Origin of the sequence: Pseudomonas sp. NFPP02, from assembly GCF_900119355.1 — a bacterium.
Taxonomy (GTDB): Bacteria; Pseudomonadota; Gammaproteobacteria; order Pseudomonadales; family Pseudomonadaceae; genus Aquipseudomonas; species Aquipseudomonas paracarnis.
Window position 1 is genome coordinate 371,869 of sequence record NZ_FPJI01000001.1, and the last position, 14,905, is coordinate 386,773.

The following is a 14,905-nucleotide window of genomic DNA, read 5'->3' on the forward strand; positions in this document are numbered from 1 at the left end:
GCCACGGCTTAATTGCCGACCGGCAGTATCGGCGCCACACATAAATAATTAAGCCGGAAAAACACCTCAATCAACGTAAGACAGCTCTGCGAAAACGGCTCACATTTAGATTGTTTACTGTAGGAGCAAACACAAAAAACCAAGACAAATATGCATACACATGTAGGACTAAGTTGACCATCCAGAAATTACGCACACTGCAAGTTATGAACTACAGCGACTCCTGACCCAATAACACAGCTATCGCAACCACCTCCTACAAGCGGCATTCACAATTTCTGATGAGTGATTGGGGAAAATTCCTCTGGCACTACGCGTTGGCGCCAGCCGTCGATCGTGGCACGATGGCAAGGTTATCGACCGAGACCCCCAAACCATGCCGCAATCCCAAGCCAAGAATCTGTCCTTGATCGCCGCCATCGACCTGGGCTCCAACAGCTTTCATATGGTCGTGGCCAAGGCCCAGAACGGCGAGATCCGCATCCTTGAGCGGCTCGGCGAGAAGGTGCAACTGGCCGCCGGGATCGACGACGAGCGCAAGCTCAATGAAGAATCCATGCAGCGCGGACTCGATTGCCTCAAGCGTTTCGCGCAACTGATCAACGGCATGCCCCCTGGCGCGGTGCGTATCGTTGGCACCAACGCCTTGCGCGAAGCGCGCAACCGCAACGAATTCATCCATCGCGCCGAGGAAATCCTCGGGCACCCGGTGGAAGTCATCTCGGGCCGTGAAGAGGCACGTCTGATCTACCTCGGCGTGTCCCACACCCTGGCCGACACGCCCGGCAAACGCCTGGTGGCAGACATTGGCGGTGGCAGCACCGAGTTCATTATCGGCCAGCGTTTCGAACCCCTACTGCGTGAAAGCCTGCAGATGGGGTGTGTGAGTTTCACCCAGCGTTATTTCAAGGATGGCAAGATCACCCCGGCGCGTTATGCCCAGGCCTACACCGCAGCACGCCTGGAAATCATGAGCATCGAACATGCCTTGCATCGCCTGACCTGGGATGAAGCCATCGGCTCGTCCGGCACCATCCGTGCCATTGGCCTGGCCTTGAAGGCCGGTGGCCATGGCACCGGTGAGGTGAACGCCGAAGGCCTGGCGTGGCTCAAGCGCAAGCTGTTCAAGCTGGGGGATGCAGAGAAAATCGACTTCGACGGCATCAAGCCCGACCGTCGCGCCATTTTCCCTGCGGGCCTGGCGATTCTCGAAGCCATCTTTGACGCCCTCGAACTGCAACGCATGGACCACTGTGACGGCGCCCTGCGCGAAGGTGTGCTCTACGACCTGCTGGGCCGGCACCATCATGAAGACGTGCGAGAGCGCACCCTCAGCTCGCTGATGGAGCGTTACCACGTCGACCTGGAGCAAGCCGCCCGCGTCGAGCGCAAAGCCTTGCACGCCTTCGACCAGGTGGCCGAGGACTGGGACCTGGAAGACGGCGTCTGGCGCGAGTTACTCGGCTGGGCAGCCAAGGTGCATGAGGTCGGCCTGGACATCGCCCACTACCATTATCACAAGCACGGCGCGTACCTGATCGAACACTCGGACCTGGCCGGTTTCTCGCGGGAAGACCAACAGATGCTCGCGCTGCTGGTACGCGGCCATCGTCGCAATATTCCCAAGGACAAGTTTGCCGAGTTCGGTAAAGACGGCATCAAGCTGATCCGCCTGTGTGCGCTGCTGCGCTTTGCAATCCTGTTCCACCACATCCGCGGCACCCAGGAAATGCCCCAGGTCAAACTGCACGCCGATGGCGATAGCCTGGAAGTGATGTTCCCCAAAGGCTGGCTGGATGAAAACCAGCTGACCCAGGCGGACTTCGCCCAGGAAGCGGAATGGCTGACGCGGGTAGGGTTCAGCCTGAACCTGCGCTAAGCAAATCTAAAAGCATTCTGCAGAACAAATGTGGGAGCGGGCTTGCTCGCGGATGCAGTGGATCAGTCACCAGATGCATTGACTGACACACCGCATTCGCGAGCAAGCCCGCTCCCACATGGAATTGCGTATGCCTGGGCTAGTTCACCGTCAGAATCGGGCTACCTAACTTCTCCAGCAACGTCGCCTGCGCGCTGCGCGGGTTCTGGTTGCCGGTCGGCGTGTTACGCACGTAGCGCCCATCCGACTGCAGGCTCCAGCTATGGGTGTTGTCGGTCAGGTAGCTTTCCAGCTCCTTCTTGACCCGCATGATCAGCTTCTTGCCTTCTACCGGGAAGCAGGTCTCCACACGCTTGTCGAGGTTGCGTTCCATCCAGTCGGCGCTGGAGAGGAACATCTGCTCTTCGCCGCCGTTGAGGAAGTAGAACACGCGTGTGTGCTCCAGGAAGCGGCCGATGATCGAGCGCACGTGGATGTTATGCGACACGCCCACAATGCCGGGGCGCAGGCAGCACATGCCACGCACCACCAGGTCGATGCGCACACCGGACTGGCTGGCCTTGTACAGCGCGCGGATGATCTTAGGATCGGTCAGCGAGTTGAACTTGGCGATGATGTGCGCCGGTTTACCGTCGAGAGCGAACTGGGTCTCGCGGGCAATCATGTCGAGCATGCCCTTCTTGAGGGTGAACGGCGCGTGCAGCAGCTTCTTCATGCGCAAGGTCTTGCCCATGCCGATCAACTGGCTGAACAACTTGCCGACGTCTTCACACAGCGCGTCATCGGATGTCAGCAGGCTGTAGTCGGTGTAGAGCTTCGCGTTGCCGGCGTGGTAGTTGCCGGTACCCAAGTGGGCGTAACGCACAATTTCACCGGCCTCACGGCGCAGAATCAACATCATCTTGGCGTGGGTCTTGAAGCCGACCACGCCGTAGATCACCACCGCACCGGCCGCTTGCAGGCGGCTGGCCAGTTGCAGGTTGGACTCCTCGTCAAAGCGCGCCCGCAACTCGATCACCGCAGTGACTTCTTTGCCGTTACGCGCAGCATCCACCAACGCATCGACGATTTCCGAGTTGGCACCGCTGCGGTACAGGGTCTGGCGCACGGCCAGGACGTGCGGGTCCTTGGCAGCCTGGCGCAGCAGGTCGACCACCGGGGTGAACGACTCGAAGGGGTGCAGCAGCAGGATGTCCTGCTTGCTCACCACGCTGAAGATGTTCTCGCTGTTTTGCAAAAGTTTCGGGATCTGCGGAGTGAACGGCTTGTATTGCAGCTCCGGGTGACTGTCCAAGCCGGTGATGCTGAACAGGCGCGTCAGGTTTACAGGGCCGTTGACCTGGTACAGCTCCGACTCGGCCAGGTTGAACTGCTTGAGCAGGTAGTCCGACAAATGTTTCGGGCAGGTGTCCGCCACTTCCAGGCGCACCGCATCGCCATAGCGCCGCGAGAACAGTTCGCCGCGCAGGGCACGGGCCAAGTCTTCAACGTCTTCGGAGTCCAACGCCAGGTCGGCGTTACGAGTCAGGCGGAACTGGTAGCAGCCCTTGACCTTCATGCCCTGGAACAGGTCATCGGCGTGCGCGTGGATCATCGACGACAGGAATACATAGTTGTCGCCAGCGCCCCCTACCTCTTCCGGTACCTTGATGATCCGAGGCAACAGACGCGGCGCTGGAATGATCGCCAGGCCCGAATCGCGGCCGAAAGCGTCGATACCTTCGAGTTCGACGATGAAGTTGAGGCTCTTGTTCACCAGCAAGGGGAACGGGTGCGTCGGGTCGAGGCCGATAGGCGTGATGATCGGCGAAATTTCGTCCCGGAAGTAACGGCGCACCCAGGTCTTGATCTTGGCGGTCCAGTGACGACGACGAATGAAGCGGACCTGATGCTTTTCCAGCTCCGGCAGCAGGATGTCGTTGAGGATCGCGTACTGGCGGTCCACATGGCCGTGCACCAGCTCACTGATACGCGCCAGGGCCTGGTGCGGTTGCAGGCCGTCGGCACCGGCTTGCTCACGGGCGAAGGTGATCTGCTTCTTGAGGCCGGCAACACGGATCTCGAAGAACTCGTCCAGGTTGCTGGAGAAAATCAGCAGGAATTTCAGCCGTTCCAGCAAGGGGTAGGACTCATCCAGCGCCTGCTCGAGCACGCGGATGTTGAATTGCAGTTGTGACAACTCGCGGTGGATGTACAGGCTGCTGTCATCCAGGTTGGTGACCACTGGCACTGGCGCCGGCGCAGGCGCTTCGGCCACCACCGCAGGCGGTGCAGGCTCCAGCTCCGGCGGGGTCTGGGCGACTTGTTCAACCACCGGGTGAGCGTCTTTTACGGCAACTTCTGAGAGTCCTTCGGTATTCATCGAGTGTTCCTGTGAGGGCTATTGTTGCTCTCTAAGCAATTGGGCGGCGCGGGCGGCGAAGTAGGTCAGAATGCCATCAGCGCCGGCACGTTTAAAGGCAGTCAGGGATTCGAGGATCACCCCTTCACTCAACCAACCATTCTGGATCGCCGCCATGTGCATGGCGTATTCACCGCTGACCTGATAGACAAAGGTCGGCACCTTGAATTCCTCTTTGACCCGGTAAAGAATGTCCAGGTAAGGCATCCCCGGCTTGACCATCACCATATCGGCGCCTTCGGCCAGGTCGGTGGCCACTTCGTGCAGGGCTTCCTGGCTATTGGCCGGGTCCATCTGGTACGAGGCCTTGTTGGCCTTGCCCAGGTTCAGCGCCGAGCCTACCGCATCGCGGAATGGGCCGTAGTAGGCGCTGGCGTATTTGGCCGAGTAGGCCATGATCCGCACATTGACGTGACCGGCCAGCTCAAGGGCTTCGCGAATCGCCTGGATGCGTCCGTCCATCATGTCCGACGGTGCAACCACCTGGGCGCCCGCAGCCGCGTGGGACAACGCCTGCTTGACCAGTGCATCGACGGTGATGTCGTTCTGAACATAACCGTCTTCGTCAAGAATGCCATCCTGGCCGTGGGTGGTGAAAGGGTCCAGGGCCACGTCGGTGATCACGCCCAGCTCCGGGAAACGCTCGCGCAGGGCACGGGTGGCACGCTGGGCAATCCCCTGGGGGTTCCAGGCTTCGGCGGCGTCCAGGGTCTTGAGTTCGGCCGGGGTCACCGGGAACAGCGCCAGCGCCGGGATGCCCAATTCGACCCACTTCGCCGCCTCTTCAAGCAACAGGTCAATGGTCAGACGCTCCACACCCGGCATCGACGCCACCGCTTCCCGGCGATTTTCACCGTCGAGCACGAAAACCGGCAGGATCAGATCATTCGTGGTCAGTACATTTTCACGTACCAGGCGACGAGAAAAATCATCACGACGATTGCGACGCAGACGGGTGGCGGGGAACAGGCGATTGGCAGGGGTAAAGCTCACGACAGACTCCTGAGCCCGTGTTTACGGGCGAGCGTTGCAGTTATAAGCGGCCATTATGACGAATGAATGACAGTTGTGCTTATCGACACGACCTGTAGTCCCATTCGTCATTTGCGTAGGAATTGTTCACTTCGTGACACATCTCGATACTTTCATGAATCTTCGTGAAGGCGTAGGCTGCGCGTTCATTTCGCCAGCACCCTAGACCATGCTTCAACAATTTCTGCATGACTTCGGCTACTTTGCCCTCTTTCTCGGCACGTTCTTCGAAGGCGAGACCATCCTTGTACTCGCAGGCTTCCTGGCGTTCCGTGGCTACATGGATATCAACCTGGTGGTGGTCGTTGCCTTTTTTGGCAGCTACGCCGGCGACCAGCTCTGGTACTACATGGGGCGCAAGCACGGCCGCAAGTTGCTGGCGCGCAAGCCGCGCTGGCAACTGATGGGCGACAAGGCACTGGAACATATCCGCAAGCATCCGGATATCTGGGTATTGAGTTTCCGCTTCGTATACGGGTTGCGCACGGTGATGCCCGTGGCGATTGGCCTGTCCGGCTACCCACCGTTGCGCTACCTGGTTCTGAACGGTATTGGCGCGGCGATCTGGGCCGCGGCACTGGGGGCGGCAGCCTATCACTTCGGCGCAGTGCTGGAAGGAATGCTCGGCAGCGTCAAGAAATACGAGTTGTGGGTATTGGCCGCCTTGCTGGTGCTGGGCTTTGGCCTGTGGCTGCGCCGTCGCTTCAAGAATGCCCGCATCGCCCGCCAAGCCTGTGCCGAGGCCAAGGCTCGGCTGGCTAACGAGCCAGCCTCGGTCGAAACGCCTAAGACACCAACCGAGTAAGCCGGCTTCTGCAACAGTAGAGGCCGATGATGCTGAGCAGGCTGTAGCTCGCCAGGCCCAGCCAGCCCAGGTTGCTGGCGGGCCACAACCCCACCAGCGGCGCCAGCCATACCAAGGGAACATTCAGCGCCAGGCGCGCCAGCTCGGCCTTCAGCGCCCATGGGCGATTCTCCAGCGCCACGCCCAGGGTAAACAACCCCAGCGCCATCGTGCCCCAGCCAAGGACCAGCGCCGTGGAGGGCAAGCCCTCACCGAAATTCATCAGATAACTGCCAAACCCTACATAGGCCGCAAACTGCAAGGCGATGTAGACCTGTTGGCGCACATCCAGCGGGACCTCGAATTTGCGGAACTGACTCAGGTCCGGCTTGGCCATCGGGTACTTGGCCTTGACATCCGCCGGGCGCCAGCCGGTGCGCATGAACCAGATACGCAGCTTGTCCCACCAACGCTCAGTACGCCGGGCGTCACTCCAGAGTTGCGCATAAAACTGCAGGTTGGCCCACAGCGGGTTCCAGCTGGCCAAGGGTGTGGTCACACCGAAAATCACCGGTTCGTTATCGTCTTCCTCCTGGAAGGTACCGAACAGTCGGTCCCAAATAATGAACACCCCGCCGTAGTTGCGATCCATGTAGAGAGCGTTCTGCGCATGGTGGGCCCGATGATTGGACGGTGTGACGAAAAACCATTCGAACCAGCCAAGCTTGGGAACATGGCGTGTATGGACCCAGAATTGATAAAGCAGGTTGAGCGACGCAACGCTGATAAACACCACCAGTGGCACACCAACCACCGCCAGGGGCAAGTAGAAGATCCAGCTCAGCAGGAAACCGGTGCTGGTCTGGCGCAAAGCGGTGCTGAGGTTGTAGTCCTCGCTCTGGTGATGCACCGAATGCGCGGCCCACAGTATGTTGCGCTCATGGCCCATGCGGTGCAGCCAGTAGTAGCAGAAGTCATAGAACACAAAGGCAAACACCCAGGTCCAGGCACTCTGGGCAGGCAATTCGAACAGCGCCAGGTGCTCGATGGCGAACGCGTAGGTCAGCAGGCCCACGCCCTTGGTGAGCAAGCCTGTGGTGGTGGACAGCACTCCGGTGCTGAGGCTGTTGATGGCATCCGCCACTCGGTAGTTGCGCACGCCACGCCAACGGTCGGCCAGCAACTCGACCACGATCAGGGCAATAAAAAACGGTACTGCGTAAGGCACAAAGTCCATGGGCTAGTCCGGTCTATTTTTGTTACATCAAGATTAGGTGCAGCGACGTGAGTTCCCATTGGCAAGAGGTTACAAATTAGTAGACATTTAACGCCATGAATCAGGAGAAATGCCCATGAGCAAAAAGATTGCAGTGATCCTTTCCGGCTGTGGCGTGTACGACGGCGCAGAGATCCATGAAAGCGTGATCACCCTGCTGCGCCTGGACCAGCGCGGCGCTCAAGTGGAATGCTTTGCACCCGACGTTGCGCAGTTGCACGTGATCAACCACCTCACGGGCGAAGAAATGCCCGAGTCTCGCAATGTGCTGGTGGAATCCGCGCGCATCGCTCGGGGCGCCGTGAAGGATATTGGTCAAGCCAACGCCGCAGACTTTGACGCGCTGATCGTGCCGGGCGGTTTTGGCGCGGCCAAGAACCTGTCGAACTTTGCCGTGGAAGGCGCCGGCTGCAGCATCAACCCCCAGGTGCTGGCACTGGCTGAAGCCTTTGCCGAAGCGGGCAAGCCGGTGGGTTTGATCTGCATTTCGCCGGCCCTGGCCGCCAAGATCTACGGCCCTGGCGTGACCTGCACCATCGGCAACGATGCCAGCACCGCCGCAGCCCTGGACAAGATGGGCGCCACCCACGTCGAATGCACTGTGGAGGATATCGTCGAGGACCAGGCGCGCAAGCTGGTGAGTACACCGGCCTATATGCTGGGCAAGAACATCAGCGAGGTGGCGTCCGGCATCAACAAGCTGGTGGATCGGGTATTGGAATTAACCCACGAAAACGACTGATGGGGATGCACCTGTGGCGAGGGAGCTTGCTCCCGCTGGGTGGCGAAGCCGCCCCATCTAAGCTGACGCGGTGATTCAGATAAAACACTGACGACGGCTTTGGGGCTGCTGCACAGCCCAGCGGGAGCAAGCTCCCTCGCCACAGGTCAGGCTGGTTTCATCAAGCGGGTAAGAATTCGGTCCAGCGCATTGGCAAACGCCTGCTTGTCCTTTTCGCTGTGGGGCGGCGGGCCGCCGCCCATCTGGCCTTGCTCGCGCAGGTCGGTGAACAGGTTGCGCACCGCCAACCGCTCGCTCATGTTCGCAGGGCTGAACTCCTTGCCACGCGGGTCGAGGGCCGTGATGCCCTTCTTCACCAGTCGATCGGCCAAGGGCACGTCGCTGCAAATCACCAGTTCGCCGGGCACGGCGTGCTCCACCAGGTAATCATCGGCGGCATCCGGCCCGCTGGGCACCACGATCAGCTTCACACAGGCAAAGCTAGGCTTGATCTGGCTTTGCCCTGCGACCAGCACCACCTCAAACTGGCGCTTGAGGGCAAACTTCACCACTTGGTCCTTGGCCGCCCGAGGGCAGGCGTCGGCGTCGATCCACACGCGCATGCTACGCCGCCGCCCGGTGCTTTTCGGTCAGGCGGCTACGGCCATACAACACCACAATCGCCAGGATCGCCACGGCCTGTGCCCCCAGCGAGTACGCATCGGCGTGGATGCCCAGCCAGTCGAAGTCAAAGAACGCCACTGGCCGCGTGCCGAAAATGCCGGCTTCCTGCAAGGCTTTCACACCGTGCCCGGCGAACACCACCGACAGCGCACACAGCAATGCGGCGTTGATGCCAAAGAACAGCGCCAGGGGCAACTTCGCCGAACCGCGCAGGATCACCCAGGCCAGGCCCACCAGCAGCACCAGCGCCGTGGCACCACCGGCCAGCACCGCGTTGTGCCCGGCAGGGCCGGCCTGCAGCCACAGGGTTTCGTAGAACAGGATCACTTCGAACAGTTCGCGATATACCGAGAAGAACGCCAGCACGGCAAACCCGAAACGCCCACCGCCGCCCACCAGGCTGCTCTTGATGTAGTCCTGCCAGGCCGCCGCGTGACGCCGGTCGTGCATCCACACGCCGAGCCATAGCACCATCACACTGGCAAACAACGCCGTGCAGCCCTCAAGCAACTCACGCTGGGCACCGCTGACGTCAATGACATAGGCCGCCAAGGCCCAGGTACCCAAACCTGCCAACAGCGCCAGGCCCCAGCCGACGTTGACGCTGCGCACCGCCGATTGCTGGCCGGTGTTACGCAGGAAGGCGAGGATCGCGGCCAGCACCAGAATCGCTTCCAGGCCTTCACGCAGCAGGATCAGCAAGCCGGAGATATAGCTCAACGACCAGCTCAGGCCATCGCCGCCCAGCAAACCAGCCGATTCAGTGAGTTTGCCTTTGGCTGCATCCAAGCGCTGCTGCACCTGCTCGATAGGCAAGCCGTCCTGCAACGATTGCCGATAGGCCATCAGGGCCTTCTCGGTGTCTTTGCGCACATTGGCATCGACGTTATCCAGGGAGCTTTCCACCAGCTCGAAGCCTTCCAGGTAGGCTGCGACGGATAGATCGTAAGCCTGCTCATGGTCGCCGTTGCGGAAAGCCGCGAGGCTCTTGTCCAGGGTGGCGGCAGTGTAGTCGAGCAACTGCGCGGGGCCACGCTGAACCTGCGGCGGCTGCGCACGCTGGGCGCGGAATGTCGTGGCAGCGTCAGGACCGTCAGCGGCGAGCACTTCAGTGGGGGTCTGGCGGGCCAGGTCGGCGAGGTTGAATGTCTGCTCGCCTTTGGCAGCGGCCGGGTCGGCCGTGAAGCCGGCGATATAGGTTGCCAGGTCCCAACGCTGGCGGTCGTCCAGTTGGTCAGCGAATGACGGCATGTCGGTGCCTTCGACGCCCAGGCCGAGGGTGTTATAGATCGCGTAGAGGCTCAGGCGGTCCAGGCGCGTTGCATCGCGCAGGTTAGCCGGCGGTGGGGTCATGCCCACGCCTGCCGGGCCATCGCCGGCGCCCGTTGTGCCGTGGCACACCGAACAATGCTGGGCGTAGAGCGGCGCGCCGCGCGTCGGGTCCGGCGTGATGGCCGGGGCCTGGCTGACTTCATACGCCACGGCCAGCTTGGCGCCCAATTGACGAGCCTGGCGGGCAACGCTCGCGCCGTCCTGGTGGGCAGTGACCGCGGCCAGCAGCTCATCAACGCCCTTTACCAGCTCGGCGCGCTCAGGCTTGTCTGGCAACTCCGCCACCAGCCCCTGCAATACCCCGAGAAACTCCACTTGTTCGCGGTATTCCGAATCATCCACCACCTTGCCCGCCTCTACCGTCGGTGGGTAGTCGGCGCCAATGTAGTCGAGCAAATGCAGGGCTTGCGGCGCGCCCTCGGCGGTCGCGGCCGACAGATTGAGGCTGCACGACAGCAATGCCGGCAACACCAGCCAGGCGAGAAAGCGGAAAGGGGCGGTCATGAATGAATCTCAAGTGGAAATACGAAGTAACACTATTGTTGAGCTTTAATGGATTCGACTCAAGGTGTTATTTCATATCACCCTAAAACCAATGTGGGAGCGGGCTTGCTCGCGAATACGGTATATCAGTCAAAGAAAATAGTGACTGAAGCACCGCATTCGCGAGCAAGCCCGCTCCCACATTTTTGAGCCAGTCGCTTGGTCAGGCCGTGGCGCGATGCAGGCTCGCAAGGAAACCGGCAGCGCCGACAAACAAGCCAGCAAAGGTGCGGTTTACACGTTTCTGTTGTTTAGGCGTACGCAACAGGCGCAAGACTTTCGAGGCCAACCCTGTGTAGCCCGCCATCACGATCATATCGACGCTGATCATGGTCGCACCAAGGATCAGGTACTGGATCAACAACGGCGCCTGCGGGTTCACGAACTGCGGCAGCACCGCCAGCATGAATACCAGCGCCTTGGGGTTGCTGGCGTTGACCAGAAAGCCGCGGAACATCATCGCCATCGGTTTGCCGATCGGGCGCACGGCGGCGTCATCGGTCATGTCCATGGGTAAAGCGCGCCATTGCTTGATGGCAAGGTACACAAGGTAGGCCACGCCGAACCATTTGATCGCATAGAACGCAGTAGACGAGGCCGCCAGAATGGCCCCCAAACCACCGGCGACCACAGCAATCTGCATCGCCAGGCCAAGTTGCAGGCCGATGGCGTTCCAGTAGCCACGCACAAAACCGTACTGTAGGCCGCTAGACATCGAGGCGATGGCACCGGCGCCAGGAGAAAGGGAGATGATCCAACTGGCCAGGAAAAAGGCCAGCCATGTATCGAGAGCCATTGCACACCTCGCAAGGGAGTTAGCGGTTGTGCCTTAAGCTAACTCCAGCGACCAAAGGCTGGCTACAGATTTCTGCAGGAGCGAGCTTGCTCGCGAAAAATGCACAGGCGATGCGGGCTGACTGCAAGCGCTGCGTTATCGTTGACGGTCTTCGCGAGCAAGCTTGCTCCTACAGGATGTTGGTGCCAGAGCCGGGCCAACGGCGTACCGAGCGCTGGAAGAACAGACTATTGGGCACCTGCACCATCGCGCTGTTGGTCCCGGCTTCCTCGACTTCGATCAGCGTGGTGTAGAGCAAGTTGATCGCCACGACCCGGCCCTTCACGCCCGGCTTGTCGACGGTGTCCACCAGCTCGACGATATCACCCAGGCGAAACGGCCCGACGGTAAAGATCAGTATCGCGCACAGCAGGTTGGACAGCACCGACCACATGGCGAAGAACGCCACGGCCGCCACCGCGACAAAGCCCGACAAGGCCGTCCACAACACCGTGGCCGACACACCCAGGCGGCCCAATACAAAGATCAGTGCACTGCCCATGATCAGCCAGCGCAAGCCACCGCGCAGGGGCATCAACAATTGCGGCGGAAACGGGTAGCGCTCACCCAGGCGTGTCAGGCCTTTGGCGACAAAGCGCTGGGCCAGGTAGCCGGCCAGCAGGATCAGCAGGATTTGCACGCCAATCCAGATGGGCTCGATCCATTGCACCGGGACTGGCAATTGCAACGCTTCCATCAGGACAGCGCCTCCAGCTCCGCTTGCAGGGTTTCGAGCAATTCGAGGGCCTCCATCCAGGTTTCCTCCAGTTGCCCCTCGCGCACCTTGAGCTTGGCCTGTTCGGCCAGCAGGTCACGCAGCTCGTCCTTGCGCGCCGCCTCATACACGGCGCTGTCGCCCAGGCTGGCTTCGATCTTGGCCAGGCGCTCATGCACCTTGCCCAGTTCGGCTTCCAGCTTGTCGGCCTCACGTTTGTGCGGCGCCAACTGCTGGCGCAGCGCGGCGGCGGCCTGGCGCTGGGCTTTCTTGTCAGTCTTGTCCGGGTTGACCGGCGTGTTGCTGGCCGGCGCATTGCGCAGGCGGTATTCCGTCAGCCAGCGCGCGTAGTCGTCCAGGTCGCCGTCGAACTCTTCGACCTTGCCGTCGGCGACCAGCAGGAAATTGTCGGTAGTGCTCTTGAGCAGGTGACGGTCGTGAGACACCACCAATACCGCACCGCTGAACTCCTGCAGGGCCATGGTCAGCGCCAGGCGCATTTCCAGGTCCAGGTGGTTGGTGGGTTCGTCGAGCAGCAACAGGTTCGGGCGATCCCACGCGATCAGGGCCAGGGCCAGTCGGGCTTTTTCGCCACCGGAGAAATTCAGCACAGGTTCGTCAATGCGCGCGCCACGGAAGTCGAAACCGCCAAGGAAGTCGCGCAGGGTCTGCTCGCGCTCGGTCGGCGCCAGGCGTTGCAGGTGCAACAGCGGGCTGGCCTTGGCATCCAGGGAGTCCAGTTGGTGCTGGGCGAAGTAACCCACCACCGTGTTCTCGCCACGGGTCAGGCGGCCGGCCAGCGGCTCAAGCTCACCCGAGAGGTTCTTGATCAGTGTCGACTTGCCTGCACCGTTCGGGCCGAGCAAACCGATGCGTGCGCCCGGCGTGAGCTGCAGCTTGACCTTCTCAAGGATGGTTTTGTCGCCATAGCCAAGGCGAGCGTCCGAGAGGTCCAACAGCGGGCTGGAGATCTTCACCGACTCACGGAAGACAAAGTCGAACGGCGAATCGACGTGGGCCGCCGACAGCTCTTCCATGCGTTCCAGGGCCTTGATCCGGCTCTGGGCCTGGCGGGCCTTGGTAGCCTGGGCCTTGAACCTTGCGATGTAGCTTTCCATGTGCGCACGTTGCGCCTGTTGCTTTTCAAAGGCCTGTTGCTGCTGGGCCAGGCGTTCGGCACGCGCGCGTTCGAACGCGGTATAGCCGCCACGGTAAAGGGTGATTTTCTTCTGTTCGACATGGGCGATGTTATCGACCACGGCGTCGAGGAAATCCCGGTCGTGGGAAATCAGCAGCAAGGTGCCCTGGTAACTCTTGAGGAAGTCTTCCAGCCACAGGATCGCATCGAGATCCAAGTGGTTGGTCGGTTCGTCGAGCAGTAGCAGGTCCGAGGGGCACATCAGCGCTTGGGCCAGGTTCAGGCGCATGCGCCAGCCGCCGGAGAAGTCGGCGACCGGACGGTCCATCTGTTCGTTGGTAAACCCAAGGCCGGCGAGCATCTTGCGAGCACGGGCGTCGGCGGTATAGCCGTCGGCGCTGTCCAGCTCCGAGTGCAGGCGCGCCTGTGCGGCACCGTCCTGGGCTTTTTCGGCCTCAGCCAGGTCGTGCTGCACCTGGCGCAGGCGCAGGTCGCCATCGAGCACGTAGTCGATGGCGATACGGTCCAGGGTGTCGATCTCCTGGCGCATATGAGCAATGCGCCAGTCGGCCGGCAGCAGGCAGTCCCCCGAATCCGGGGTCAGCTCACCCAGCAACAAGGCGAACAACGTGGATTTGCCGGCGCCATTGGCTCCGATCAGGCCGGCTTTGTGACCGGCGTGCAGGGTCAGCTCGGCGTCTTCGAGAAGACGTTGCGGGCCACGCTGTAATGTTAGGCTTTGAAGTCGGATCATAATGGCGGCGGAGTCTACCAGCTTCGTTGGCCGCTGGCTTGGGTGTGAATATGTGCGCTGACCTGTGGAGCTTCGCCCTTTCGACCTACGCCCGCCCGGGCGTGGAGGCCGCTTGCCTGCGCTTGCAGGAGCAAGGGGCAGACGTGTGCCTGTTGTTGTGTGGTGCGTGGCTGGAATGGCGAGGTGTGGCATATAAGCCCGAACGCGTTCAGGCACTGCAGCAGATTGCCCAGCCGTGGCGGGTGCAGGTTGTCGAACCCTTGCGACAAATGCGCGGGCAATGGCGAGCCTTGGCCCAGCAGGATGCGCAATTGGCATCGCTACGAGAGCAGGTCAAGACACTGGAACTGGAGGCCGAAAGAACGCTGCTGGCGCGCTTGGAAGCGCTGGCGCAGGCGTGGCCGATCAATGAGGTGCCGGGTCAGCAAGAATGGCTTGAAGGCCTGGCGACCGAAGCCGCCAACCTTGACCACGACGCGCTGCTGCAATTGCGCGCCATGGCCACCAACACTTAGGAAGCGCTGGTTGGGGTGGTGCTTGGCGCTACCGGTGCAGGGGTGCTGCTGGCCGATGCAGTTGGAGCGGTGGCTGCTGCCGGAGTAGCAGTGGGTGCTGCTGGAGTAGCTGGCTTTGCGGGCGCTGGCTTGGCAGCGGGCTTCGCGGCCGGTTTGGCGGCAGCAGGTTTAGCAGTTGGCTTAGCGGCTGGTTTGGCAGCAGCGGGTTTAGCGGCCGGTTTGGCAACTGCCGTTTTAGCGACTGGCTTGGCAGCTGGTTTGGCAGCAGCAGGTTTAGCAGCTGGCTTCGCGGCTGG

Annotated in this window: 13 protein-coding genes; 4 read left to right on the forward strand and 9 right to left on the reverse strand. The window is 61.1% G+C overall.

What is annotated here, in order from left to right:
- The first annotated feature begins 376 nt into the window (after positions 1–376).
- Positions 377–1,879 carry an exopolyphosphatase gene (ppx, locus tag BT204_RS01745; RefSeq protein ID WP_003195352.1) on the forward strand — a complete coding sequence of 501 codons (1,503 nt, stop codon included), beginning with the start codon at positions 377–379 and terminating at the stop codon, positions 1,877–1,879.
- Between the two features lie 139 nt (positions 1,880–2,018).
- On the opposite strand, the gene ppk1 is transcribed toward ppx, so the two are convergent.
- A complete protein-coding gene (ppk1, locus tag BT204_RS01750; RefSeq protein WP_054896006.1) occupies positions 2,019–4,241 on the reverse strand; it encodes a polyphosphate kinase 1 in 2,223 nt (740 codons plus the stop codon).
- A gap of 18 nt (positions 4,242–4,259) precedes the next feature.
- Positions 4,260–5,273 (reverse strand): porphobilinogen synthase, encoded by a 1,014-nt coding sequence (hemB, locus tag BT204_RS01755; protein WP_034129028.1) that lies wholly within the window; start codon positions 5,271–5,273, stop codon positions 4,260–4,262.
- Between the two features lie 208 nt (positions 5,274–5,481).
- Between hemB and BT204_RS01760 the strand changes: the two genes are divergently transcribed.
- Positions 5,482–6,117 carry a DedA family protein gene (locus BT204_RS01760; protein WP_034129029.1) on the forward strand — a complete coding sequence of 212 codons (636 nt, stop codon included), beginning with the start codon at positions 5,482–5,484 and terminating at the stop codon, positions 6,115–6,117.
- Here the strand turns inward: BT204_RS01760 and BT204_RS01765 are convergent.
- Positions 6,098–7,333: a sterol desaturase family protein gene (locus BT204_RS01765; RefSeq protein WP_034129030.1), complete on the reverse strand. Its 1,236-nt coding sequence runs from the start codon at positions 7,331–7,333 to the stop codon at positions 6,098–6,100. The genes BT204_RS01760 and BT204_RS01765 overlap by 20 nt on opposite strands.
- Before the next feature lie 115 nt (positions 7,334–7,448).
- Between BT204_RS01765 and elbB the strand changes: the two genes are divergently transcribed.
- Positions 7,449–8,114, forward strand: a complete 666-nt coding sequence (gene elbB / locus BT204_RS01770; protein ID WP_034129031.1) for an isoprenoid biosynthesis glyoxalase ElbB — start codon at positions 7,449–7,451, stop codon at positions 8,112–8,114.
- A 146-nt stretch (positions 8,115–8,260) separates the two neighbouring features.
- On the opposite strand, the gene BT204_RS01775 is transcribed toward elbB, so the two are convergent.
- The 5 genes from BT204_RS01775 to abc-f form a co-directional block, all read right to left on the reverse strand.
- On the reverse strand, positions 8,261–8,716 hold the full coding sequence (locus tag BT204_RS01775) for a YaiI/YqxD family protein (RefSeq protein WP_034129032.1): 456 nt from the start codon (positions 8,714–8,716) through the stop codon (positions 8,261–8,263).
- 1 nt (position 8,717) lies between these two features.
- Positions 8,718–10,613: an FTR1 family protein gene (locus BT204_RS01780; protein ID WP_034129033.1), complete on the reverse strand. Its 1,896-nt coding sequence runs from the start codon at positions 10,611–10,613 to the stop codon at positions 8,718–8,720.
- Positions 10,614–10,815: 202 nt separating this feature from the next.
- The gene (locus BT204_RS01785) at positions 10,816–11,448 is read right to left on the reverse strand and encodes a LysE family transporter (RefSeq protein WP_005792425.1); all 633 of its coding nucleotides are present in this window, start codon (positions 11,446–11,448) and stop codon (positions 10,816–10,818) included.
- 169 nt (positions 11,449–11,617) lie between these two features.
- Positions 11,618–12,184: a mechanosensitive ion channel family protein gene (locus BT204_RS01790; RefSeq protein WP_003195372.1), complete on the reverse strand. Its 567-nt coding sequence runs from the start codon at positions 12,182–12,184 to the stop codon at positions 11,618–11,620.
- Positions 12,184–14,094 (reverse strand): ribosomal protection-like ABC-F family protein, encoded by a 1,911-nt coding sequence (gene abc-f, locus BT204_RS01795; RefSeq protein ID WP_014720438.1) that lies wholly within the window; start codon positions 14,092–14,094, stop codon positions 12,184–12,186. The genes BT204_RS01790 and abc-f overlap by 1 nt, the downstream gene beginning before the upstream one ends.
- Positions 14,095–14,144: 50 nt before the next feature.
- On the opposite strand from abc-f, the gene BT204_RS01800 reads away from it, so the two are divergent.
- Positions 14,145–14,609 (forward strand): TIGR02444 family protein, encoded by a 465-nt coding sequence (locus BT204_RS01800; protein WP_175550952.1) that lies wholly within the window; start codon positions 14,145–14,147, stop codon positions 14,607–14,609.
- On the opposite strand, the gene BT204_RS27990 is transcribed toward BT204_RS01800, so the two are convergent.
- Positions 14,606–14,905: hypothetical protein (locus BT204_RS27990; protein WP_204840104.1), on the reverse strand; the 300-nt coding region annotated here is incomplete at its 5' end. The genes BT204_RS01800 and BT204_RS27990 overlap by 4 nt on opposite strands.